We start from the raw sequence: 22,464 nt of genomic DNA, 5'->3' as shown, positions 1-22,464 counted from the left end.
GCGCTTCGGCGCCTTTTTGCTATTTCTCAAGCGCTGCAATCAAAATGTGGGAGCGGGCTTGCCCGCGATAGCGGTGTATCGGTGCCAGATGTATTGCCTGACACACAGCTATCGCGAGCAAGCCCGTTCCCGCATTAATTTTATAGCGCGCACAAAAACGCCCGGCATAACCGGGCGTCTTGTATTGACTTGTTTAGCGAGCGCGGTAAGTGATGCGCCCTTTGCTCAAGTCATAGGGCGTCAGCTCGACGCGCACTTTGTCACCGGTAAGAATACGAATGTAGTTCTTGCGCATCTTGCCGGAGATATGCGCGGTTACGACGTGCCCATTTTCCAACTCCACACGAAACATGGTGTTGGGCAGGGTGTCGACGACAGTGCCTTCCATTTCGAAGCTGTCTTCTTTCGACATGCAGTAAAGCCCTCGGTATCCAGTGAATGGCCCGGTGCAACTGCGCCAGGCAAAAGCGGCGTGCATTGTGCCCGAAAAAGGGTGTTTAAGCCAAGGGGTTCTAGTTAAGCGTGACCCATCTTTGATTAATTAGCAGCTCAATGGGCCGATATTGGGTCTTGTAATTCATCTTTTTGCAGTTTTTTATCCAGTATCCGAGGTACACCGCGTCCAGGTTTTGCCGGGAGGCTTCACTGATTTGCCACAAAATCGCAAAGCGCCCGAGGCTGCGGCGCTCTTCGGCGGGTTCGTAAAAGGTGTAGACCGCCGATAAGCCATTGGGCAGCAGGTCGGTGACCGCGACCGCCAGCAGCTTTCCCTCAAGGCGGAATTCGTAAAAACGCGAGAACGGCAGGTCGCGCACCAGGAACGTGGAAAACTGATCACGACTGGGTGGGAACATGTCACCGTCGGCGTGGCGTTGTTCGATATAGCGCTGGTACAGGTCGAAGTACTCTTCGCTGAAGCCGGGCTTGGCGGGGGTCACGATCAGGTCGGCATTGCGCTTGAGGATGCGTTTTTGATTGCGATCGGCTAAAAATTGCGCCACGGGGATACGCGCCGGCACACAGGCGTTGCAGTTTTGGCAGTGCGGCCGGTACAGGTGGTCGCCACTGCGCCGAAAGCCCATCTCTGACAGGTCGGCATACACATGCACGTCCATCGGCTGGCTGGGGTCGAGGAACAGCGTAGTGGCCTGTTCTTCGGGCAGGTAGCTGCAAGAGTGGGGTTGAGTGGCATAAAACTTCAAGCGCGCCAACTCGGTCATGATCAACCCTCGGATAAGCTTTGAAATAAGTGTAAGCCAGGTGCGCGCATGTCGCCTAAGAAACCCACGGCCCACTGCTGGCTTGATCAAGATGGTCGCGCAGGTAACCGGCAAAGTCGCTGCGGGGAATGGCGCGGGCGCCGAGGCTGTGCAGGTGATCGGTGGGCATCTGGCAGTCGATCAGCACAAAACCCCAGGCCTGCAATTGCCTGACGAGCGTGGCAAAGCCATATTTCGAGGCATTGTCTGCGCGACTGAACATCGACTCGCCAAAAAACAACTGGCCCATGGCCAGGCCATACAGGCCGCCGACCAGTTCGCCCTGGTCCCAGACTTCAACGGAATGGGCGTAGCCCCGTTGGTGCAGTTGCAGATAGGCGTTCTGCATGGCTTCGGTGATCCAGGTGCCGTCTGCATAGCTGCGTGGCGCAGCACAGGCCTGTATGACAGCGGCGAAGTCCTGGTCGAAGGTGACCTCGTAGCGTTGCTGGCGCAGCAGCTTGGCGAGGCTGCGGGACACGTGCAGTTCGGCGGGGAACAGCACCGTGCGTGGGTCTGGCGACCACCATAGGATGGGCTGGCCTTCGGAGAACCAGGGGAAACAGCCGTGGCGATAGGCCTGGACCAGGCGGTCGGCGGACAGGTCGCCACCGGCAGCCAGCAGGCCGTTGGGTTCACGCATGGCTTTGGCCAGCGGTGGAAACGTCAAGGTGTTGCGTTGCAACCAGGTGAGCATGGTATTCAGGCTTACAGAAGGGGAGGGCGGTGACAGGCCGGGGCCCGCCGCGTTAAGCAGTGATTATTGTCGAGCCGGCGCCACTCGGCCAGCCCGATCATGTAATCCGTACCCTGATGCATGAGCGGGTGTTTCTGCAACTCTATAGCGGTGATGCGGTCGTAATCGCGTCATGTCGCCATCCGTTGAGCGGGAATGCTGGGTAAAGCTTGTCCAGTCTGATAAAAACAGCTCATAAGCCTTTGTCAGTAAAGACAATGCATGCTCAAATTGAAATGCATCGGCAATGCGCCGGATGATGCTCCATGAGCGAAGCCGGCAGCGTGGCAACGGGCACACAAACCCGTACAATGGCGGCACTATGTCCTTGTGGGCTGGCGTTAACGTCGGCGCATGATTCAATCTCGGAGTGTTAAAGGACGCTTGACGACGCTCATTCACTTTTCATCTGTCCGGATTGGGCAGTATTTTTATAGTCATTCAACTGTTGGACGCGCTTAAGGCGCAGGAAAAGACCCGTTTTGAAGAAATCCGCCGCAGCACCCAAAACAGCAGTAGTACCGGCCTGGCGCCAGCACCTGCACTATCGGCTCAAGGAAGGCGCGCTGATTGCCATCGGTGCTTTATGCCTGTTCCTGATGATGGCCTTGCTGACCTATGGCAAGGACGATCCGGGCTGGAGCCATAACAGCAAGATCGACGATGTGCAGAACTTCGGCGGGCCTGTGGGCTCCTACAGCGCCGATATCCTGTTCATGATCCTGGGCTATTTCGCCTATATCTTCCCGTTGTTGCTGGCGATCAAGACCTGGCAGATCTTCCGCCAGCGCCATGAGCCGTGGCAGTGGAGCGGCTGGCTGTTCTCCTGGCGCCTGATCGGCCTGGTGTTCCTGGTGCTGTCGGGCGCGGCCCTGGCGCATATTCACTTCCATGCACCGACCGGCCTGCCGGCTGGCGCGGGCGGTGCCTTGGGCGAAAGCCTGGGTGACCTGGCCCGCAGGACCCTGAATATCCAGGGCAGCACGCTGACGTTCATTGCCCTGTTCCTGTTTGGTCTGACGGTATTTACCGACTTGTCGTGGTTCAAGGTCATGGACGTGACCGGCAAGATCACCCTCGATCTGTTCGAGTTGTTCCAGGGTGCCGCCAACCGCTGGTGGGCCGCCCGTGTGGACCGCAAGCGCATGGTCGCGCAATTGCGTGAAGTCGACACCCGGGTCAACGAAGTGGTGGCCCCGAGTACGCCGGACCGCCGTGAGCAGGCCAAGGTCAAGGAGCGCCTGATCGAGCGCGAGCAGGCCCTGACCAAGCACATGTCCGACCGCGAGAAGCAAGTGCCGCCGGTTATCGCCCCGGCGCCGGTCAAGGCGCCCGAGCCAAGCCATCGCGTGCAAAAGGAAAAGCAGGCGCCGCTGTTTATCGACAGCGCCGTCGAGGGCACTTTGCCGCCGATCTCGATCCTCGATCCGGCGGAAAAGAAGCAACTCAACTATTCCCCGGAATCCCTGGCGGCCGTCGGCCATCTGCTGGAAATCAAACTCAAGGAGTTTGGCGTCGAAGTGTCGGTGGATTCGATCCACCCCGGCCCGGTGATTACCCGTTACGAAATCCAGCCGGCCGCAGGGGTCAAGGTCAGCCGTATCGCCAACCTGGCCAAAGACCTGGCGCGCTCCCTGGCGGTTACCAGCGTGCGGGTGGTGGAAGTGATCCCCGGCAAAACCACCGTGGGTATCGAGATTCCCAACGAAGACCGGCAGATCGTGCGCTTCTCCGAAGTGCTATCGACCCCGGAATACGACAACTTCAAGTCGCCGGTCACCCTGGCCCTGGGGCACGACATCGGCGGCAAGCCGGTGATCACTGACCTGGCGAAAATGCCCCACCTGCTGGTTGCCGGTACCACCGGTTCCGGTAAGTCGGTGGGTGTGAACGCGATGATCCTGTCGATCCTGTTCAAGTCCGGCCCGGAAGACGCCAAGCTGATCATGATCGACCCGAAGATGCTCGAACTGTCGATCTACGAAGGCATCCCGCACCTGCTGTGCCCGGTGGTGACCGACATGAAGGACGCCGCCAACGCCCTGCGCTGGAGCGTGGCCGAGATGGAGCGGCGCTACAAACTGATGGCGAAGATGGGCGTGCGTAACCTGTCCGGCTTCAACGCCAAGGTCAAGGAAGCCCAGGACGCCGGCACGCCGCTGACCGACCCGCTGTACAAGCGCGAAAGCATTCACGATGAAGCGCCGCTGCTGACCAAGTTGCCGACCATCGTGGTGGTGGTCGACGAATTTGCCGACATGATGATGATCGTCGGCAAGAAGGTTGAAGAACTGATCGCGCGTATCGCGCAGAAGGCCCGTGCGGCCGGGATCCACTTGATCCTCGCGACCCAGCGGCCGTCGGTGGATGTGATCACCGGCCTGATCAAGGCCAACATCCCGACCCGCATGGCGTTCCAGGTGTCGAGCAAGATCGACTCACGGACCATCATCGACCAGGGCGGTGCCGAGCAACTGCTGGGCCATGGTGACATGCTCTACATGCCGCCCGGCACCAGCCTGCCGATCCGCGTTCACGGTGCATTTGTGTCCGATGACGAGGTGCACCGCGTGGTCGAGGCGTGGAAACTGCGGGGTGCGCCGGAATACAACGACGATATCCTGGCGGGTGTCGAAGAAGCCGGCAGCGGTTTCGACGGTGGCAGCGGTGGCGGCGACGATGATGCCGAGACTGACGCGCTGTACGACGAAGCGGTGGCATTCGTGCTGGAAAGCCGTCGCGCCTCGATCTCGGCGGTGCAACGTAAACTGAAGATCGGCTACAACCGCGCCGCGCGTATGATCGAGTCCATGGAAATGGCCGGCGTCGTTACGGCCATGAACACCAACGGCTCGCGCGAAGTCATCGCGCCAGGGCCGATGCGCGACTGACCTCGCGCCGCGTGGCAGCACGCGGCGCGCCTTTCACATCATTCTATGAGGACTCCCATGCGTCTTATCCGCATGCTGTTGTTGCCGGCATTGGCCCTGACCGCGTTTTCGGCCCACGCCGACCAGGCATCCGTCGCGAGCCTGACCAACTTGCTGGACAAATCCAAGACCCTGACCGCGCGCTTCTCCCAGTTGACCCTGGACGGTGGCGGTACGCAGTTGCAGGAAACGGCCGGTGAAATGGCCGTGCAGCGTCCCGGCCTGTTCTTCTGGAAAACCGACGCGCCCAATGAGCAGACCATTGTCTCCGATGGCAAGAAAGTCACGCTGTGGGACCCGGACCTGGAGCAGGCGACCATCAAGACCCTCGACCCACGCCTGAGCCAGACCCCGGCCTTGCTGCTGTCGGGTGATGTGTCGCAGATCAGCGAGAGCTTCGAGATTACCTCCAAGCAACAAAGCAACGTGATCGACTTCACCCTCAAGCCCAAGTCCAAGGACACGCTGTTCGACAGCCTGCGCCTGTCGTTCCGCAATGGGGTGATCAACGATATGCAACTGATCGACAGTGTCGGCCAGCGCACCAATATCCTGTTCACCGGGGTCAAGGCCAATGAGTCGGTCCCGGCCAAGACGTTCAAGTTCGACATCCCCAAGGGTGCCGATGTGATCCAGGAGTAAAAAGCCGCCCATGGACCTGTTTCGCAGTGACCCGATTGCCCAGCCATTGGCCGCGCGCCTGCGCTCGACCAACCTGGATGAGTATGTCGGGCAGGAGCACTTGCTGGCTCGTGGCAAGCCGCTGCGCGAAGCTCTGGAGCAGGGTGCCCTGCACTCGATGATCTTCTGGGGGCCGCCGGGCGTGGGCAAGACCACCCTGGCGCGGCTGCTGGCGAAGGTCTCCGATGCACACTTTGAAACGGTCTCGGCGGTATTGGCCGGGGTCAAGGAAATCCGCCAGGCGGTGGAAGTCGCCAAGCAACAGGCCGGGCAATATGGCCGGCGCACTATCCTGTTTGTCGACGAAGTGCATCGCTTCAACAAGTCGCAGCAGGATGCGTTCCTGCCTTACGTGGAAGACGGCACGCTGATTTTTATCGGTGCGACCACGGAAAACCCCTCGTTTGAGCTGAACAACGCTTTGCTCTCGCGAGCGCGGGTGTATGTGCTCAAAAGTCTCGATGAAGCAGCGATGCAGAAGCTGTTGCAGCGGGCGCTGAGCGTGGACAAGGGGCTGGGCAAGCGCCACCTGAGTCTGGGTGACGAGGGTTTCAAGATCCTGTTGGCGGCGGCAGACGGCGATGGCCGGCGGTTTCTCAACCTGCTGGAAAACGCCTCCGACCTTGCCGAAGACAATAGTGAGATTGGCGTCGACCTGCTGCAAAGCCTGTTGGGCGATACCCGGCGGCGTTTCGACAAGGGCGGCGAAGCCTTTTACGATCAGATTTCCGCGTTGCACAAATCCGTGCGCGGCTCTAACCCGGACGGCGCGCTGTACTGGTTCGCCCGCATGATCGACGGCGGCTGCGACCCGCTGTACCTGGCCCGGCGCGTGGTGCGCATGGCCAGCGAGGACATCGGCAACGCCGACCCACGGGCCCTGAGCCTGTGCCTGGCGGCCTGGGAAGTCCAGGAGCGCCTGGGCAGCCCGGAAGGTGAGTTGGCGGTGGCGCAAGCCATCACCTACCTGGCCTGCGCGCCGAAAAGCAATGCGGTGTATATGGGCTTCAAATCGGCATTGCGCGCCGCGGCCGAGCACGGCTCGCTGGAAGTCCCTTTGCACCTGCGTAATGCACCGACCAAGCTGATGAAACAATTGGGTTATGGCGATGAGTACCGCTACGCCCACGATGAACCGGATGCCTATGCCGCCGGTGAAGACTACTTTCCCGACGAGCTTGCCCCGCAACCGTTCTACCAGCCGGTGCCCCGTGGCCTGGAGTTGAAGATCGGGGAAAAGCTCAACCACCTGGCGCAACTTGATCGCCTGAGCCCCAAACAACGGAGAAAACTATGATTCCCTTGGTGGTCGCAGTCTCTGTTGGCGGTGTGGCCGGTACCTTATTGCGCTTTGCCACCGGTAATTGGATTAACGCCAATTGGCCGAAACACTTCTATACCGCGACGCTGGCCGTTAATATCGTGGGCTGCCTGTTGATCGGCGTGTTGTACGGCCTGTTTCTGTTACGCCCGGAGGTGCCTGTTGAGGTGCGCGCCGGGTTGATGGTGGGCTTCCTTGGCGGCCTGACCACCTTTTCATCCTTTTCACTGGATACCGTGCGCCTGCTGGAAAGTGGGCAAGTGCCGCTGGCGATAGGCTATGCGGCCATCAGTGTATTCGGCGGGCTGCTCGCCACCTGGGCCGGCCTGTCCTTGACCAAACTTTGATAAACGAGAGACCGACATGCTCGATTCCAAACTGTTACGTAGCAACCTTCAGGACGTAGCGGACCGCCTGGCATCCCGTGGCTTTGCCTTGGATGTTGCGCGCATCGAAGCGCTGGAAGAACAGCGCAAGACCGTCCAGACCCGCACCGAAGCACTGCAGGCTGAACGCAATGCGCGCTCCAAATCCATCGGTCAGGCCAAGCAGCGTGGCGAAGACATCGCGCCGTTGATGGCGGACGTCGAGCGTATGGGCAGCGAGCTGTCTGACGGTAAGGTCGAGTTGGACAAGATTCAGTCCGAGTTGGATTCCATCCTGCTGGGCATTCCCAACCTGCCGCATGAGTCGGTACCGGTCGGCGAAGATGAAGACGGTAACGTCGAAGTGCGCCGCTGGGGTACGCCAAAAGCCTTTGATTTCGAGATCAAGGACCACGTCGCCCTGGGCGAATTGACCGGCGGCCTGGATTTCGAAACCGCCGCCAAGATGTCCGGTGCGCGCTTTGCTCTGCTGCGCGGTCCGATTGCGCGCATGCACCGGGCCCTGGCGCAGTTCATGCTCAACCTGCACACCGGCGAACACGGGTACGAAGAGGCTTATACCCCTTACCTGGTTCAGGCGCCGGCGCTGATGGGCACCAGCCAGCTGCCGAAGTTCGAGGAAGACCTGTTCAAGATCAGCCGCGATGGCGAAGCCGATCTGTACCTGATTCCGACTGCCGAAGTGTCGCTGACCAATATCGTGGCCGGCGAGATCCTCGACGCCAAACAGCTGCCGATCAAGTTCGTGGCCCACAGCCCGTGCTTTCGCAGTGAAGCCGGTGCCTCGGGGCGTGACACCCGCGGCATGATCCGCCAGCACCAGTTCGACAAGGTCGAGATGGTACAGGTGGTCGAGCCGTCGACCTCCATGGAAGCCCTGGAAGGCCTGACTGCCAACGCCGAGCGCGTCCTGCAACTGCTGGAGCTGCCGTATCGCGTATTGGCGCTGTGCACTGGCGACATGGGTTTCAGCGCGGTGAAGACCTACGACCTGGAAGTGTGGGTGCCGAGCCAGGATAAATACCGCGAGATTTCTTCGTGCTCCAACTGCGGTGATTTCCAGGCCCGACGCATGCAGGCGCGTTTCCGTAACCCGGAAACCGGCAAGCCGGAGCTGGTCCACACCCTTAACGGTTCGGGCTTGGCGGTAGGTCGCACCCTGGTTGCCGTTCTGGAGAACTACCAGCAGGCCGACGGTTCGATCCGTGTACCTGAAGTGCTCAAGCCGTACATGGCGGGCGTTGAGGTCATCGGCTAAATGGAATTTCTGCCACTGTTTCATAACCTGCGCGGCAGCCGTGTGTTGGTCGTCGGTGGTGGGGAGATTGCCTTGCGCAAGTCCCGGCTGCTGGCCGATGCCGGCGCGGTATTGCGGGTGGTTGCTCCCCTGATTGAAGATCAGTTGCGTGAACTGGTGCAGGGCAGTGGCGGTGAACTGATTGCGCGCGGTTATCAGGAGGCGGACCTTGATGGCTGCACCCTGATCATCGCTGCAACCGACGACGAGCCGCTGAACGCGCAAGTGTCCAGCGATGCCCGGCGGCGGTGTGTGCCGGTCAATGTGGTGGACGCGCCAGCCTTGTGCAGCGTGATCTTCCCGGCGATTGTCGACCGCTCGCCCTTGGTGATTGCGGTGTCCAGTGGCGGCGACGCGCCGGTGCTGGCGCGTTTGATCCGCGCCAAGCTGGAAACCTGGATTCCGTCTACCTATGGTCAATTGGCCGGGCTGGCCGCGCGCTTTCGCGCCCAGGTCAAGGGTTTGTATCCCGATGTTCAGCAACGCCGAGCTTTTTGGGAAGAGGTTTTCCAGGGCCCGATTGCCGATCGGCAACTGGCGGGGCAAGGTGATGAAGCCGAGCGGTTGCTGGTGGAAAAAGTCAACGGCAAGCCGCCCCATGCACCAGGTGAGGTGTATCTGGTGGGCGCAGGCCCCGGTGATCCGGACCTCCTGACCTTTCGCGCGCTGCGTTTGATGCAGCAAGCCGATGTGGTGCTGTATGACCGCCTGGTGGCCCCCGCGATTCTTGAGCTGTGCCGACGGGATGCCGAGCGGGTCTATGTCGGCAAGCGCCGCGCCGATCACGCGGTGCCGCAAGAGCAGATCAACCAGCAACTGGTGAACCTGGCCAAGCAAGGTAAGCGTGTGCTGCGCCTCAAGGGCGGCGACCCGTTTATTTTTGGGCGCGGCGGCGAAGAGATCGAAGAGCTGGCGGCCCATGGCATCCCGTTCCAGGTGGTGCCGGGCATTACCGCGGCCAGTGGATGCGCGGCTTACGCGGGCATCCCTTTGACCCATCGCGACTATGCGCAATCGGTACGCTTCATCACCGGCCACCTGAAAGATGGCACCTCGGATTTGCCCTGGAATGACCTGGTGGGGCCGTCGCAGACCCTGGTCTTCTATATGGGGTTGGTGGGCTTGCCGCTCATCTGCGAGCAACTGATTCGCCATGGTCGTTCGGCGGACACCCCGGCTGCGCTGATCCAGCAAGGCACCACGTCCAACCAGCGTGTGTTTACCGGCACCCTGGCCGACTTGCCGCGCCTGGTGGCGGAGCATGAAGTGCATGCGCCGACCCTGGTGATCGTAGGCGAAGTGGTGGTGTTGCGTGAGAAGTTGAAGTGGTTTGAAGGCGCCCAGTCCCAGGTATAACCTGGTCGCCCGGCTGCACACAGACCCACCGTGGGAGCCGGGCTTGCCCGCGATGAGGCTGGCGCATCAGCGCCAGATCTCTTTACCGCTCAATCCTTCTCGATCATGTTTGCTATCAAACGCCTGCAATGGCCCCTTCGGCACAATCCCTGTCGGATTGATCGTCCGGTGGCTGGCATAGTAATGCCCCTTGATATGCGCAAAATCCACGGTCTCGGCCACCCCCGGCCATTGATACAGCTCTCGCAACCAATTCGACAGATTCGGATAATCTGCTATCCGTCGTAGGTTGCATTTGAAGTGGCTGTAATACACCGCGTCAAACCGAATCAGCGTGGTAAACAGCCGCACATCGGCCTCTGTCAGGTATTCACCGGCCAGGTAGCGCTGCTGGCCCAGGTGTTGTTCCAACTGATCCAACTCGGCAAACACCTCATCAAATGCGCTTTCATACGCCTGCTGCGAGGTGGCGAAGCCTGCGCGATACACGCCATTGTTCACGGCGGGATAGATCCGCTCGTTCAACGCGTCGATGGTCGGGCGCAGCGGTTCGGGGTAGAAGTCCAGGGTGTTGCCGGTCAGCCCGTTGAACGCGCTGTTGAACATGCGGATGATCTCTGCCGACTCATTGCTGACGATGCGATTGAGCTTCTTATCCCATAGCACCGGCACGGTGACACGCCCGGTGTAGTCGGCGGTATCGGCGGTATAGCGCTGGTGCATGAAGGCAAAGTCGTCGAGCTTGTCGCCAGTGGAGCCGTGGGCCTTGTCGAAGGTCCAGCCATTCTCCAGCATCAACCAACTGACCACCGACACGTCAATCAGGCTTTCCAGGCCCTTGAGCTTGCGCAGGATCAGGGTGCGGTGCGCCCACGGGCAGGCGAGGGAAACATAGAGATGGTAGCGGCCAGCCTCGGCCTTGAAGCCGCCATCCCCGCTCGGGCCAGGTTGGCCATCGGCGGTGACCCAGTGCCGGCGTTGCGCCTGTTCCCGTTGGAAGGCTCCATCTGCGCTACTTTCGTACCACTGGTCGTGCCAGTGTCCTTCAATCAGCAAACCCATGACTGACTCCTTGGCTAGTAAGCGTTGGAGTGCAGTCTAATCGTCTGGGTTCGAACAAATAGCGCAAAGGGTCGGGGTTAATTATCGACTAGTTCGATGTGTTGCGCGCATCCCAATACTGTTGGGCCAGTTCGAAGGCCTGTTCCCGTGGGTGCCCCAGGCCGCGCAGGGCCAAGGCCATGGTGGCGATCAGCGCTAATTGCGGGTAGCTGTCTTGTACCTCACCACGCCACAGGGCCTTTAGATGTTCGGGGTCGAGACTGGCGGGCTTGACGTGGCGCTGGGCGGAGAGGGCAGGCCACTCCTCGTCCCAGCTTGTGCCGCCGGTGGTACCGTACAAGTGGCTGGTGGTGTCGGGATTGATCTCGATCTCGCCGCCATCGCCCTTGATCACAATGCTGTTGTCACCCAGCAGGCCACTGGCATCGCGGTGTACCCCCTGGTAGCCGGGATGGAAGATGCTTTGCAGGCCGCAGCGCGCGCCCAGCGGGTTGAGGATGCGGGCCAGGGAGTGAATGGGCGAGCGCAGGCCGAGGATATTGCGCAGGTCAATCATGCGTTGCAACTGCGGGGCCCAGTCGCCCAGTGGCATAAATGCCAGGTTGCCTTGTTCCAGAGCGGTCTCGACCTGTTGCCAGTTGCGGCACAGTGGAATCTGCAGCTCACCCAGCAACTGTTCGGTGTACAGCCGGCCGGCCGTATGGGCACCGCCGCCGTGCATGAAAATCCGCACGCCGTTCTGCGCCAGGCACTTGGCGGCCAGCAGGTACCACGGCAGGTGGCGTTTTTTCCCGGCATAGGTGGGCCAGTCGACATCCACCTTCAGTGCTGGCGGGCTGAGCCGCTCGCGCAGGGCCTCGGTGAAGCCGGCGAGCTCCTCCGGGCTTTCTTCCTTGTGGCGCAGCAGCATCAGGAACGCACCGAGCTGGGAGTCCTCGACTTTCTCGTCGAGCAGCATGCCCATGGCTTCCCGGGCTTCTTCGCGCGTCAGGCTGCGGGCGCCGCGCTTGCCTTTGCCGAGGATCCGCACAAACGGCGCAAAGGGGTGTTCGGCGGGAGTTTCGGTGATCAACGGGGCAAAGTCGGTCATAAGCAATTCGTCGGCCTGGGCAGGCCCGCCAGCTTGGCGGCAAGTTTGGCGGGAGTGCCTTTGAACAGTCGGTTGAGGTGCAGGCTGTTGCCCTTTTCCGGGCCCAGCTTCAAGGCGGTGTACTTGATCAGGGGGCGGGTGGCCGGGGACAACTGGAACTGCTGGTAAAAACCCCTGAGCAGCTTGAGGATTTCCCAGTGTTCGTCGGTCAGTTCCAGCGCTTCGGCGCTCGCCAGGGCATTGGCCACCTCGACTGACCAGGCATTCAGGTCAACCAGGTAGCCGTCCTTGTCCAGCTCAAGGGTGTGGGTGCCTACAGTCAGGGTGTTCATAGCCAGGTGTTGACCTTGTCATGGTCGATCGACAGCTGCACAAAACCTGGGTAGTCGACACTCCTGGCCCACTGCGGCAACGCCAGGCCGCGGGCCTGGGCATCTTCGGCAAGCACGAAGATGGCCAGGGCCTTGGCTTGCAGGGCCTGGAAGGGGGCGCTACCGGGTTGCAGGGCATAGATTGCATCGCCGCACAGCAGGATCGCATCTTGCGCGCCACACAGGCGTAGGCAACTGCCGAGGCGGCTGTCGGTAAACGGGGAGTGGGACAACACATGCAAGGTCGACATCAGAGGGTCATCACCTGATCGTAACGGTCAATCATCTGGGAAATCTGTTCGCTGCTCAGTGGCTGCGCGCTATCAGGGGCGGTCAACCCACGCTCCGCCAGGCTGTGGCTGCATGCGAACACGTCGTCGATGCCAAACAGCGAGAGGGCCTGCAGGTTGGCCGTCACATCCTTTTGTTGCACGGCCTTGGCATCCTGGGCGGTTGCCAGTTGAAACACCCCGTCATCGAGAAACAGCAGCCCGATCGGCAAGTCGAATGCGCCGCCGGCCAGCACCACATCCAGTGCTTCCCGCGCACTGGGCCCGGACCATGGCGCCTGGCGGCTGATGACTAACAAGGATCTGGACATTTCATGGCCCTCCAAAGCAGATCAGGCGGTCGGCGTCCTGAATGGCGTCGTGCAACTGCCCCAGGCCCGACAGCGCCCACGGCGCGTCCAGATTCACCGCACTGCGCTGGTAGCGCGCAGCTTCCTCGGCATTCAACACCCCTCGGCGCAGCGCCGCCGCAATGCAGACCACGCCGTCAAGCTGATGCTCGCTGACGAAGGCGCGCCATTGTTGGGCGATATCCTGCTCATCCTGGGGCGTGACCACCGAATTGGCAGCGCTGTAGACGCCATCCTGATAGAAAAACAGCCGCACAATCTCATGCCCGCCGGCCAACGCCGCCTGGGCAAACTGCAGGGCGCGGCGCGAGGAGGGCGCATGGGCGGCGGAAAAAAGCGCAATCGCGAACTTCATGGAACACTCTGTAGGCAAACCTTTGCCAATGATAAAGCCGCAGGCAACAAAAAGCCCGCCGAAGCGGGCTTTTTGATGAGGCTGGGATCAGTCGTCGCGGCTCATGATGCCGAAGATCTGCAACAGGCTGACAAACAGGTTGTAGATCGATACATACAGGCTGATGGTCGCCATGATGTAGTTACGCTCGCCGCCATGGATGATGGCGCTGGTCTGGAACAAAATGCAGACCGAGGAAAACAGCACAAAACCGGCGCTGATCGCCAATTGCAGGCCGCTGATCTGGAAGAACATGCTCGCCAGCACGGCCGCCAGCAACACGAAGAAGCCAGCCGTGATGAAACCGCCGAGGAAGCTCATGTCCTTACGGGTGATCAGCACATAGGCCGACAGGCCACCAAACACCAAGGCCGTCATGGCGAATGCCGAGCTGACCACTTCCGCGCCGCCCTGCATACCCAGGTAACGGTTCAGGATCGGGCCCAGCAGGAACCCCATGAAACCGGTCAGGGCAAACGCCGACACCAGGCCCCAGGCCGAGTCGCGCAGTTTGTTGGTGAGGAAAAACAGGCCGTAGAAGCCGATCAATACCACGAAGATATTCGGGTAGCCGACACGCATCTGCTGCGCCACATACGCCATCACGCCGCTAAATGCGAGGGTGAGGGCGAGCAAGCCGTATGTATTGCGCAGGACGCGGCTAACCTCTAGCTGCTCAGCCTGCACGTTGCTATTAACTGCGTAATCCTGTTCGCGCATGGCGACACTCCTTCAGTTTTGAAACGTTCAGTCGCAAAGATCATAACAGACGCTCTGTAACAAGCTATGCAGAGAGTTTGACAGTGTGTTTCATTCGGGTATTATGGCGCCCGCTGAGACAGGATGGGCTATTATAATCCTGTGTTGCGCAAGGGAAATTGGCAGAGTGGTTGAATGCACCGGTCTTGAAAACCGGCGAACGTTAATAGCGTTCCCAGGGTTCGAATCCCTGGTTTCCCGCCAAAATTCATACGAAAGCCCCGCGATTGCGGGGCTTTTGTGTTTCTGGGGGTTGGCCATGGCGGGCTTGTATTTGCTCGGTGTTCCATAACTATTATGGAACCGTTCCAGAACTTTTCTATGTTGACGGCTTCGTAGTGGCGCCGAGCCTTCTGTAAGCGCGCTTTGTGATTTCCTGATTGCTGAGCCCCAGCAGCAGGCTTGCGTCGCCGATATCCACGATTCCAGAGATGATTCAATCTTGCAGCCGGACCTTATCTAAGGGCACCCACCCAGTTGCACCGTCTGAAATCCGTACCGCCCATAACCAACCGTTCAATTGACGATTACCTTGCAGTACTTGTCCCTCGACAACATCCAACTCTCTGTTAGTGAAGTCCTCCAGCATCTTTGCGGAGCCGTCCACGTGGCGATCAAGGAGTTGCGCTGGTACAAAGCCAGGTTCTTGGGCCGGGGCAGTGCAAAAATACCAGTCAGGCCAGCCTTCGGGACCATCATATCGCTCCCCAACCAAAACGCCGTCCCCAGTTCGGAGGGTCATAGGTTCAGGAAATTCGCTGACATGTGAGTGAATTACCACATAGCTTGATTCGATCACTATCGCCTCCTTGGGTGGTGTTCGCACGGAGCAGCAGTTGCTCTCCATCGATACAGTTTCCACTCGCTCGACCAGTGCGCCAAGCTCGTTCAGGCAGCCTGGCTACGATAAGGCGAATCCAGAGATTGTTGCCGGTGAGCCCGACACTGGACGACTCACAGAAACCCTGCTCCCGAAGACCGCTGTGGCGAGCGACATCGTGCATAGCTGGGTTCATTCGCATGTTCTCCCTAGATATGACCTGGGTCATCCCCCTATTTCAGTAGCCTGCTAACGTATCAGGCCGCTGACGGTTTCAGGGAGGATGAGGTTCAGCCTACGACACCATATTCATAACGGGAGCGTTCACGGTGAAGAGCTGGCACTGCATACTCGGTATCTTAGTGATTACGACACTAACGCTGCTGATTGAAATACCTGTTGATACTTGGCTCACTTCGGCAACTCTCAGCCTGATACTTGGAGCTTGCGCACTGGTTTATATGGCGGCTTCCTGCCTGTTGGCCAGTCGCTGGAGGGTAGTTGAGAATCTATTCGGCGGCTTGGACCGGGTCTATGAGTCACACAAGTGGCTAGGTATCTGGGCGCTTGTATTCGCCACGTATCACTTTGTATTCAAGGCAAATCTGGATGCCTGGAACAGCGTGCCTATTCTGGAATTGCCAAAATACTGGACGCGGCTAGTGCGCCAGTTGAGCTATGTAGCACTAGGTCTGATCGTACTTCTTGCGTTGAATCGCAATATTCCTTACAGCCTGTGGCGGTGGTGGCACAAGCTCTCCGGGCCATTGTTTCTGGTCGTGATTTTACATTGGTTAAGCTTCAAGTCGCCGATCACTTTGTTCAGCCCTTCAGGCCTCTGGTTGGCGCTGTCCTGCGGGTTGGGTGTGCTGGCAGCCCTTTACAAACTGGTTCTTTACCCCTTTTTTGCCCGTGCTGGCGAGTACAAGGTGAAAACCGTCAATAGGGGCAACAGGGCGCTGCATTTGACGCTGGAGCCCATCCATAAAGCATTTGACTTCAGTGCCGGGCAGTTTGCGTTTCTGGCCATGCAGCAAAAAGGGTTGCGTGAGCCTCACCCTTTCACGATCGCTAGCGCCAACGGTCCGAATGGGCAAATTGAGTTCATTATCAGAGGGCTTGGGGATTACACCAAAAAGCTCTGCGAGTGCGCGAAAGCCGGAATGCTTGCCACGGTCTACGCCCCTTATGGGAGATTTAAACGGGCCTCTCACGCCGAGCGGGAAATCTGGATCGGCGCGGGAGTGGGGATTTCGCCTTTTATTTCCTGGTTGCAAGATCCGAATGCCAAAGACTTCGAAAAGGCAACGCTGGTCTATTGTTTCACCCCCTCGCGCGCCTTCCCTCCGTCCGAAGAGTTGGAAAGTATGGCCACCATGCGTGGTGCGCAATTTGTTCGTAATACGGGGGGGACTGAGCAGTTGGCTGAAACCTTGAGTGACGCGGTGGCTCAAACCAAACCGGACCAAATTCATGTCAGTTTTTGCGGCCCCAAAGGACTACTGAGCAAGGTGTATGAACTAATGGATCTCCATCGAATTCCGAAAGCTAATCTTCACTTCGAACTTTTCGACTTCCGTTGATTCGATAGACTGCCTACTGCAGGTCATGCCAGCTGGTCATCCAGCTCCTGGGAGAGCAGCTAGGCTGCAATCCCTGGAGGCTGTTAGATGATCCGTAAAAACCAGCCTCTACGAAGCGCGCGTGTTGTTCTCTCGACGGGCATTACTGCTGATTCATCTGATAGACCACTGTGCTCCAGTAGCGGTTTCCGTTACGAATCTGGCGAGTCCAGCCGTTAGCCTCGAGCTGCTTGCCGATCATTCGATTCATAAATCCATGACCGAGCAACAGGACTGGCCCGGCGCTGGAAAGGTCTTGAAGTTGTCGCGCTGCCTTGCCGGCCCGTAGCTTGGCCTGGCGGGCTGATTCGACCGTTCCCGAGAAACCGCACAACCAGGAAATACGCAGGATAAACGCCCACGTAAACCCAGAGAGCTTCGGCAGTCTCCAGCGGCCATGGGGCAGTTGTGCCTCACAGAACACCGGGTCTACCACTGTAGGCTGAAGACACAACGCCCGTACGGAGGAAAGCGCTCGAGGGGCACTACTCGATACGATTACTCGAGCGGTCGCCGCCAGTTGCATGCTCGCCTGCGGGGCGGGCTGGCGGGTGATTTCAGATAAGTTGTAGTGTTCGATCCAGTGTTTCATTTCGAATAATGAAACCTTGCCGAGCATGGTCAGATTCGGCTGGCCATGGCGCATCAGGATGATCTCCCTGTTCATTGTGTTCACGTCCTTGTCTTGCCGCACATTGAGCCGAAAAGGGTATCAGCTAGCCAGCAGGTATGTGGAGCCACAATCATTAAATCAGGCCATCGGATAAGGGCAATCAGCTGTTAGCCCATCTGTGCTAGTTCCTCCGCCAGGGGATCAATGCTGACTTTTTCTTTGTTTTTATTGTGAGAGAGGGTTTTTATGCCTGACCGCTTCTCTGATGCTTTATTGGTTTAATTAAATAAATCCGTCCCCCTAACATGGCTCACATGCCCAGAGTGGGAATGGTCACCTGGCCACACTCTATGAGTTGGCCAGCGGTCACTTGCAGCCCGTCATTGGGTTTTGCGGCGTACCCGGCAAGAAAGCCGGCGGCCACCAAGGCGATACAGAGCAGGGATCTTCTGAGAATCATCGGGAATTCGCTGAGTTGTTGGTATGAAAACATGCAGCACTGATTCCCGATTATGAAAAAGGTTCCTGGCGCACGGGCTCTGCAAGGCACCACCTACGACAGCACCACCACACGGGCGCTCTCGAACAGCACCGGACGGACAAGAATTTTGTAGCTGTCAGCATCGAAGGACTGCGGCGGGAGGGCCGGCGCCAATCGGGCTTCGGCCTCCGAGGCATAAGTCCCGATGTACCGCCAGTTGTCCACGACGTGGTATTGCTCCATCTGGCCATGGCGTTCGTGCAGCGCAATGGCCGCGGGGTATGGCCAGCGGTGGACGGCCCAGTGCGCCAATGCCTGCAGCAAACGTTCGGTATGGGCTGCATGGGTTTCGTCGCCCCGGCATGCCCCGGCGCATTTACGGATCTGCGCGCGGAAACAGCCCTTTGCGTTGGCTGGCTCTATACCCAACAGGCTATGACAGAGGCGATGCTCGTCGGCGAGCAGCATCAACGCTTCGATTGCCATGCGCCGGGTGCGGAACAGTCCGTACAACTGTGGCCCCTCAGCTAGCGCGGTGGTGTCGATGATCTCGAGTTTGCCTTGGTGCATGCGCAGCGAGCACAGGCGTCGCTGCCTGCGCAGGCGCTTGTTCTTCAGGGGCTGCAGCTCTTTGATCAGGCGCGACTCCAGCAACAGTGCACCGATTTCCCCAGCGGTCTGCTGGTACTCGATCCGCTGTGCCTGACGCAGCATGCGCGCTTCTTCGGGAGTGTGCAGGTGTGCCAGCAGACGGCTGCGGATATCGACACTTTTACCGATATACAGCGGCATCGAATCGCCTTGCGCGTAGAAAAAATACACGCCGGGCGCACGCGGCGCAGCTTCGGCCTGGGCGCGAAGGTGGGCAGGGTATTCGAAGGGCAGGGCAGGGGGCATCGGTCGTAGAGGCATGCCAAATATAGTGCGGCATCAACTGGCGAAACGGGGTGCCGCTGGTCGGGCACCTTGGTGGACACGCCTCAGGGGGTTCGACCCCCTTTGATCTTGGCGGTCTTGAGGTGTGATTGAGACCTGTTGCTGGTATTTCTCCTCACGCTGCCCGTCTTCACAGCGCTCAGGATTTTTTGAAAGTTCGCGCACTCGATATGCCGCGCCACAGGGCAGGCCGCAGCACGCCGCAGTCCATCACGTATGGCGCTGAGCTGCTGGATCGTACGGTCCAGCTCATCAGCCTTTTCGGCCAGCCGCTGGTGGTCAATGGCCGGCTGGCCATCCGCGTCCAGCATGGTGGCGATATCGTCCAGGGAAAACGCCGCAGACTGGCCGAGGGTGATCAATGACAGGCGTTCAAGTACATCCGCAGCAAATACCCGGCTCAGGCCACGGCGACCTATGGAGCGGATAAGGCCTTTTTCCTCGTAGTACCGCAGGGTCGAAGACGGTAGGCCGCAGCGGCGTGCCACTTCACCGATATCCATTTCTTTCATGCTTGACCTCAAGTCGACTTGAACTTGCAGACTGCCGGGATCAAAACCGGCCAAAGGCAAGAGGAAATAACATGGAAACCGCTGAGATGGTACTGCGTATGGTGCTGGTTGGGCTGGGGGCCACGTTGATCATGGACCTGTCAGCGTTGATTCAAGCACGGGTATTTGGCAGCGCATCGCTGGACTACAGGCTTGTCGGCCGTTGGCTGGGCCACATGCCCAAAGGACAGTTTCGCCACGCCTCGATTGTGGCTGCGCACCCTACCCGACATGAAAGCCTGATTGGCTGGGGGTTCCACTACGTCACCGGTGTTGTCTTCGCGATGGTGCTTCTGGCATTCCAAGGGCAGGCCTGGCTCTGCAGCCCCTCGCTGATGCCCGCGTTACTGACGGGCTTGATCAGCGTGCTTGCACCGTTCTGCATCATGCAGCCCGCCTTTGGTTTCGGCTTCGCCGCTTCCAAGACGCCGACACCGAACCGAGCCAGGCGCCGAAGCCTGCTTGCCCACCTCACGTTTGGTGCCGGGTTGTTTGTGGCGGGCTGGTTACTGATCCAACTCTTTCCCGGGTCGGTGTGCCTGGGGCAAGGATGATCGAGTCCGATTCCACTGATCCGCCACGTCCCCCATGGTCAAGGGCTCGCTACTCTTGATCCAGGCCATGAACGCCCGATCGAACTTGAATGACTCCCCGCACTCGCCGATCAGGAACTGGCGCACCTTCTGTGTATTCCTGTAGTGCTTGTCCAGTGGGGTGGTGCGGGTGATGGGGCCGGAGTGCCAGTCGAAGCTCATTGCCATTCCTTGGGTGATGTAACGCGTTGCGGGTATGAGAAGCGTGACCCTTGTCTACCGGGAAAGATCGCAGCGCATTACAACCATCCCGATGTCGGCCTTGTCGGTACTGAACGGGATTTCGCCGAGTGCCTCAAATCCGCAGTTTTCATAAAAGCGCTGTGCACTGGTATTGGACTTCAGCACATCCAACCAGATAGAGCCTTCCTTACGGTCTTTTGCGTACTGGTGGATAAGCTGCAAGAGTTGCTTTCCGTAGCCTTTGCCCGCCTGTGACTTGAGGAAGTAAATTTTCTGTAGCTCACTGCCAACCTGACCAGGCAGGGGCATAGGTTTGGACCAGTTGACCTTTGAAAAGCCTACGGCGTGGTTGGTTTCGTCAAATGCGATGAGCCAGCAGTGATGGGCAGGCGACTCGATGGATTTCTGCATTTCGCGGGTCGAGAAATCTTCGTTCAGGAAGTTCTGCATGCCCGCAGCGGTCCAGATTTCAGAGAAATGCTCTCGGTATGTCTTCATGCCGAGTTCCTGAAGGAGGGGGATGTCTTCTATGGTTGCTTCCCGAATGCTGATCACTGCACTGCTCCTTGCCTGAATTGTCGGACGCAGGTCCTGAATTTTTTCACTCAACAGTTAAATACCGGTGCATAGCGCTCTTCGCGTTTCTTGAAGTGAATCGGCGCCATCGGCACTTTTTCACCGTTCACAAATATAGCCGGGAAGGTGAGGGTGAAATCATCCATATCGCCCTTGCCCAGGGCCGTGCCCTTGCCGCTGCTGCTGGATTGCTTCTTGGGGTCAAAGCCGGTTTTCAGTTGTTCGATACTGACTTGATAGGTCTCGCCTGTCGCCAGCGTAACAGTGACCAACGGCGAATCGGCGCTGACCCACAGCGGCGGGTCAGTTTGTTTGTAAGCCGCCCGGCGTTGATCCGGGGTGTCCAGGTTGCGCAGGCGTGGGGGGATGTAAAGCCGGCCAAACAGGCGCAGTTCTGTGTCGGTTGAGCGCAGGTTGCCTGGCCAGCTGGATGTTCCGGGCGGTGCTACATAGACCAATACGTGCACCCAATCGAGTTCTTCCGAGAGCGGGGCGTAGCTCATTGCGGCTTTCGGGCCGGGGCAGGTACGTTCGAGTAACGCATGGGTGCCCACTGCCGATTGGGGATGCAGATACGGCCCGCTGCTGCATCCAGCGAGCAGCGCCAAGAGGGGGTAGAGGATGTATTGCTTCATCGGGGGCCTACTCCATTTGCTGTACGGGCGACTATGCCATTTCTGCGGTTGATTCTCATCAGCTCTGTGCAGCATTATTCTGGTGTTTTTCAGGATCGGCGGGTGTAAGTGTGCGGATGCCGTCACCATTTCCAGGGATAAACCAATGAAGTACCTGCGCACCTTGAATGCCGCAATGGAACGCTTTCTGAGCCGGTTTACCCCCACGCAATTCCTGTGCGCCGCCATTGCGTTGACCGCGCTCAACTTCTTATTGGACTACACCGTTGCTTCGTACACCCCTATCTACCTGTCCATGCTCAGTGGTTGGCTGTATGCCATGAGCTTTCTGAGGTTCCGGGCCCAGTGATGGCGCTGTTTGAGCCTTACCTGAACGGTGATGAGCCTGGAGTCACCCTCGGGGTAGCACAACTGGCCGCGTCGGCGCTTAGTCGGTGATGCTTGTTGCCGTTGCAGGCACTGTTTGGTTGCGGATAACAGAAAGGTAATCATCAAGCTACCTTGCTGACAGGGTCGGTTCGTTAATCTCAAGCCTGGAATGAGTGACTTGAGAGGTAAACCCGATGAACCTGTTGAAACTGAGTATTGCTGCATTGGCGTTGTCATTGTCTACGGTCGTGCTCGCCACGGGAGGCAGTGATCGTGCATTTGAGGCGTTGATGAGCGATAACCAGAAAGCCATGGAGGCTTACGCGTTAAAACATGGCAAGGACCGGCCAGTGGTCCAGGACTATCGCTACGGGATGAAACTGGACATCGCCAAGGTGGTCAGCGTGACCCCGCCGATCCGCTCCTGTGACATCGTACCGTCGCGGATGACCTACGAAGACTCGAGCGGCAAGCTCAATACCATCGAATATAAAGTCATGGGGCTGTGCCGTAACAATGGCCGCTGAAAGGACGCCGCGGCGGGCCCTGCGCCGCAGGGGAGTAACGCACCGTCTGCTCAAGAAAATGGCCCCACACGTCGGGTTTTTCTCATAGGGGCCGTCCAGTTCAGGCAAGCCAGCTCCCACATCGGATTTGTGGTGGGACCACAATTCTCTGCCCCAATGAGGTCCCCTGTGGGAGCGGGCTTGCCCGCGATGACGGTGTACCAATCACTATAGTGGGTGGCTGACCCGCCGACATCGCAGGCAAGCCAGCTCCCACATTGGATTTGTGGTGGGACC

Annotated in this window: 28 protein-coding genes and 1 tRNA gene; 11 read left to right on the top strand and 18 right to left on the bottom strand. The window is 59.0% G+C overall.

What is annotated here, in order from left to right; genetic code table 11:
• Positions 1–193: 193 nt before the first annotated feature.
• The 3 genes from infA to aat all read right to left on the bottom strand — a co-directional run bounded on the left by infA (position 194) and on the right by aat (position 1,956).
• Entirely contained in the window at positions 194–412 is a 219-nt protein-coding gene (gene infA, locus HU773_RS16345; protein WP_002553999.1) for a translation initiation factor IF-1, read from the bottom strand.
• 100 nt (positions 413–512) lie between these two features.
• Positions 513–1,220, bottom strand: coding sequence for an arginyltransferase (locus HU773_RS16340; protein ID WP_120733463.1), 708 nt, complete (start codon positions 1,218–1,220; stop codon positions 513–515).
• A 55-nt stretch (positions 1,221–1,275) separates the two neighbouring features.
• A complete protein-coding gene (gene aat, locus HU773_RS16335) occupies positions 1,276–1,956 on the bottom strand; it encodes a leucyl/phenylalanyl-tRNA--protein transferase (RefSeq protein WP_057441414.1) in 681 nt (226 codons plus the stop codon).
• A gap of 521 nt (positions 1,957–2,477) precedes the next feature.
• On the opposite strand from aat, the gene HU773_RS16330 reads away from it, so the two are divergent.
• The 6 genes from HU773_RS16330 to cysG are packed head-to-tail and all read left to right on the top strand — an operon-like array spanning position 2,478 to position 9,966.
• Complete coding sequence (locus HU773_RS16330) at positions 2,478–4,886, top strand: DNA translocase FtsK (RefSeq protein ID WP_057441416.1); 2,409 nt, start codon at positions 2,478–2,480, stop codon at positions 4,884–4,886.
• Positions 4,887–4,943: 57 nt separating this feature from the next.
• Positions 4,944–5,567 (top strand): outer membrane lipoprotein periplasmic chaperone LolA, encoded by a 624-nt coding sequence (lolA, locus tag HU773_RS16325; protein WP_057960009.1) that lies wholly within the window; start codon positions 4,944–4,946, stop codon positions 5,565–5,567.
• A 10-nt stretch (positions 5,568–5,577) separates the two neighbouring features.
• Complete coding sequence (locus HU773_RS16320; protein ID WP_186625902.1) at positions 5,578–6,903, top strand: replication-associated recombination protein A; 1,326 nt, start codon at positions 5,578–5,580, stop codon at positions 6,901–6,903.
• A complete protein-coding gene (crcB, locus tag HU773_RS16315; protein WP_057441422.1) occupies positions 6,900–7,274 on the top strand; it encodes a fluoride efflux transporter CrcB in 375 nt (124 codons plus the stop codon). The genes HU773_RS16320 and crcB overlap by 4 nt, the downstream gene beginning before the upstream one ends.
• Before the next feature lie 16 nt (positions 7,275–7,290).
• Entirely contained in the window at positions 7,291–8,571 is a 1,281-nt protein-coding gene (serS, locus tag HU773_RS16310; protein ID WP_057441423.1) for a serine--tRNA ligase, read from the top strand.
• Positions 8,572–9,966, top strand: coding sequence for a siroheme synthase CysG (gene cysG, locus HU773_RS16305; RefSeq protein WP_128593585.1), 1,395 nt, complete (start codon positions 8,572–8,574; stop codon positions 9,964–9,966).
• 66 nt (positions 9,967–10,032) lie between these two features.
• Here the strand turns inward: cysG and HU773_RS16300 are convergent, their stop codons facing one another.
• From HU773_RS16300 to HU773_RS16270, 7 genes are all read right to left on the bottom strand, one after another.
• Complete coding sequence (locus HU773_RS16300) at positions 10,033–11,028, bottom strand: glutathione S-transferase family protein (protein ID WP_120733461.1); 996 nt, start codon at positions 11,026–11,028, stop codon at positions 10,033–10,035.
• 88 nt (positions 11,029–11,116) lie between these two features.
• Positions 11,117–12,118: a glycosyl transferase family protein gene (locus HU773_RS16295; RefSeq protein WP_186625903.1), complete on the bottom strand. Its 1,002-nt coding sequence runs from the start codon at positions 12,116–12,118 to the stop codon at positions 11,117–11,119.
• Positions 12,115–12,450 carry a TusE/DsrC/DsvC family sulfur relay protein gene (locus HU773_RS16290; RefSeq protein WP_186625904.1) on the bottom strand — a complete coding sequence of 112 codons (336 nt, stop codon included), beginning with the start codon at positions 12,448–12,450 and terminating at the stop codon, positions 12,115–12,117. Before HU773_RS16290 ends, HU773_RS16295 begins: the two co-directional genes overlap by 4 nt.
• Positions 12,447–12,740 (bottom strand): sulfurtransferase complex subunit TusB, encoded by a 294-nt coding sequence (gene tusB / locus HU773_RS16285; RefSeq protein ID WP_128593583.1) that lies wholly within the window; start codon positions 12,738–12,740, stop codon positions 12,447–12,449. The genes HU773_RS16290 and tusB overlap by 4 nt, the downstream gene beginning before the upstream one ends.
• The gene (gene tusC, locus HU773_RS16280) at positions 12,740–13,090 is read right to left on the bottom strand and encodes a sulfurtransferase complex subunit TusC (protein WP_057960003.1); all 351 of its coding nucleotides are present in this window, start codon (positions 13,088–13,090) and stop codon (positions 12,740–12,742) included. Before tusC ends, tusB begins: the two co-directional genes overlap by 1 nt.
• 1 nt (position 13,091) lies before the next feature.
• Positions 13,092–13,484, bottom strand: a complete 393-nt coding sequence (tusD, locus tag HU773_RS16275) for a sulfurtransferase complex subunit TusD (protein ID WP_057960002.1) — start codon at positions 13,482–13,484, stop codon at positions 13,092–13,094.
• 87 nt (positions 13,485–13,571) lie between these two features.
• Entirely contained in the window at positions 13,572–14,243 is a 672-nt protein-coding gene (locus HU773_RS16270) for a Bax inhibitor-1/YccA family protein (protein WP_029293588.1), read from the bottom strand.
• Positions 14,244–14,395: 152 nt separating this feature from the next.
• On the opposite strand from HU773_RS16270, the gene HU773_RS16265 reads away from it, so the two are divergent.
• Positions 14,396–14,486: transfer RNA gene (locus tag HU773_RS16265), tRNA-Ser, on the top strand.
• Between the two features lie 232 nt (positions 14,487–14,718).
• Here the strand turns inward: HU773_RS16265 and HU773_RS16260 are convergent.
• Entirely contained in the window at positions 14,719–15,081 is a 363-nt protein-coding gene (locus tag HU773_RS16260) for an SH3 domain-containing protein (RefSeq protein ID WP_128593582.1), read from the bottom strand.
• A 350-nt stretch (positions 15,082–15,431) separates the two neighbouring features.
• On the opposite strand from HU773_RS16260, the gene HU773_RS16255 reads away from it, so the two are divergent.
• Positions 15,432–16,685 (top strand): ferredoxin reductase family protein, encoded by a 1,254-nt coding sequence (locus HU773_RS16255; RefSeq protein WP_186625905.1) that lies wholly within the window; start codon positions 15,432–15,434, stop codon positions 16,683–16,685.
• Positions 16,686–16,827: 142 nt separating this feature from the next.
• On the opposite strand, the gene HU773_RS16250 is transcribed toward HU773_RS16255, so the two are convergent.
• From HU773_RS16250 to HU773_RS16235, 4 genes are all read right to left on the bottom strand, one after another.
• Positions 16,828–17,391, bottom strand: a complete 564-nt coding sequence (locus HU773_RS16250) for a histidine phosphatase family protein (protein WP_057959918.1) — start codon at positions 17,389–17,391, stop codon at positions 16,828–16,830.
• 256 nt (positions 17,392–17,647) lie between these two features.
• The gene (locus HU773_RS16245; RefSeq protein ID WP_057441024.1) at positions 17,648–17,830 is read right to left on the bottom strand and encodes a hypothetical protein; all 183 of its coding nucleotides are present in this window, start codon (positions 17,828–17,830) and stop codon (positions 17,648–17,650) included.
• Between the two features lie 60 nt (positions 17,831–17,890).
• Entirely contained in the window at positions 17,891–18,730 is an 840-nt protein-coding gene (locus HU773_RS16240) for an endonuclease (RefSeq protein WP_057959917.1), read from the bottom strand.
• Between the two features lie 68 nt (positions 18,731–18,798).
• A complete protein-coding gene (locus tag HU773_RS16235; protein ID WP_186625906.1) occupies positions 18,799–19,266 on the bottom strand; it encodes a helix-turn-helix domain-containing protein in 468 nt (155 codons plus the stop codon).
• Positions 19,267–19,337: 71 nt separating this feature from the next.
• Between HU773_RS16235 and HU773_RS16230 the strand changes: the two genes are divergently transcribed.
• Positions 19,338–19,859, top strand: a complete 522-nt coding sequence (locus HU773_RS16230) for a DUF2938 domain-containing protein (RefSeq protein ID WP_057959915.1) — start codon at positions 19,338–19,340, stop codon at positions 19,857–19,859.
• Here the strand turns inward: HU773_RS16230 and HU773_RS27450 are convergent.
• From HU773_RS27450 to HU773_RS16220, 3 genes are read right to left on the bottom strand one after another with little or no spacing between them, the layout of a single operon-like run.
• Positions 19,812–20,060 (bottom strand): DUF6434 domain-containing protein, encoded by a 249-nt coding sequence (locus HU773_RS27450; protein ID WP_057959914.1) that lies wholly within the window; start codon positions 20,058–20,060, stop codon positions 19,812–19,814. The genes HU773_RS16230 and HU773_RS27450 overlap by 48 nt on opposite strands.
• A gap of 54 nt (positions 20,061–20,114) precedes the next feature.
• A complete protein-coding gene (locus HU773_RS16225; protein WP_057959913.1) occupies positions 20,115–20,636 on the bottom strand; it encodes a GNAT family N-acetyltransferase in 522 nt (173 codons plus the stop codon).
• A 50-nt stretch (positions 20,637–20,686) separates the two neighbouring features.
• Positions 20,687–21,292, bottom strand: coding sequence for a hypothetical protein (locus HU773_RS16220; RefSeq protein ID WP_057959912.1), 606 nt, complete (start codon positions 21,290–21,292; stop codon positions 20,687–20,689).
• Between the two features lie 145 nt (positions 21,293–21,437).
• Here HU773_RS16220 and HU773_RS16215 point away from each other — a divergent pair, with 145 nt between their 5' ends.
• Complete coding sequence (locus HU773_RS16215; protein WP_186625907.1) at positions 21,438–21,641, top strand: hypothetical protein; 204 nt, start codon at positions 21,438–21,440, stop codon at positions 21,639–21,641.
• Positions 21,642–21,855: 214 nt separating this feature from the next.
• Positions 21,856–22,188, top strand: a complete 333-nt coding sequence (locus tag HU773_RS16210) for a DUF2790 domain-containing protein (RefSeq protein WP_057959910.1) — start codon at positions 21,856–21,858, stop codon at positions 22,186–22,188.
• Positions 22,189–22,464 lie beyond the last annotated feature (276 nt).

The organism is Pseudomonas shahriarae, from assembly GCF_014268455.2.
GTDB lineage: Bacteria > Pseudomonadota > Gammaproteobacteria > Pseudomonadales > Pseudomonadaceae > Aquipseudomonas > Aquipseudomonas shahriarae.
This window is presented reverse-complemented; position numbering and strand designations above follow the sequence as displayed.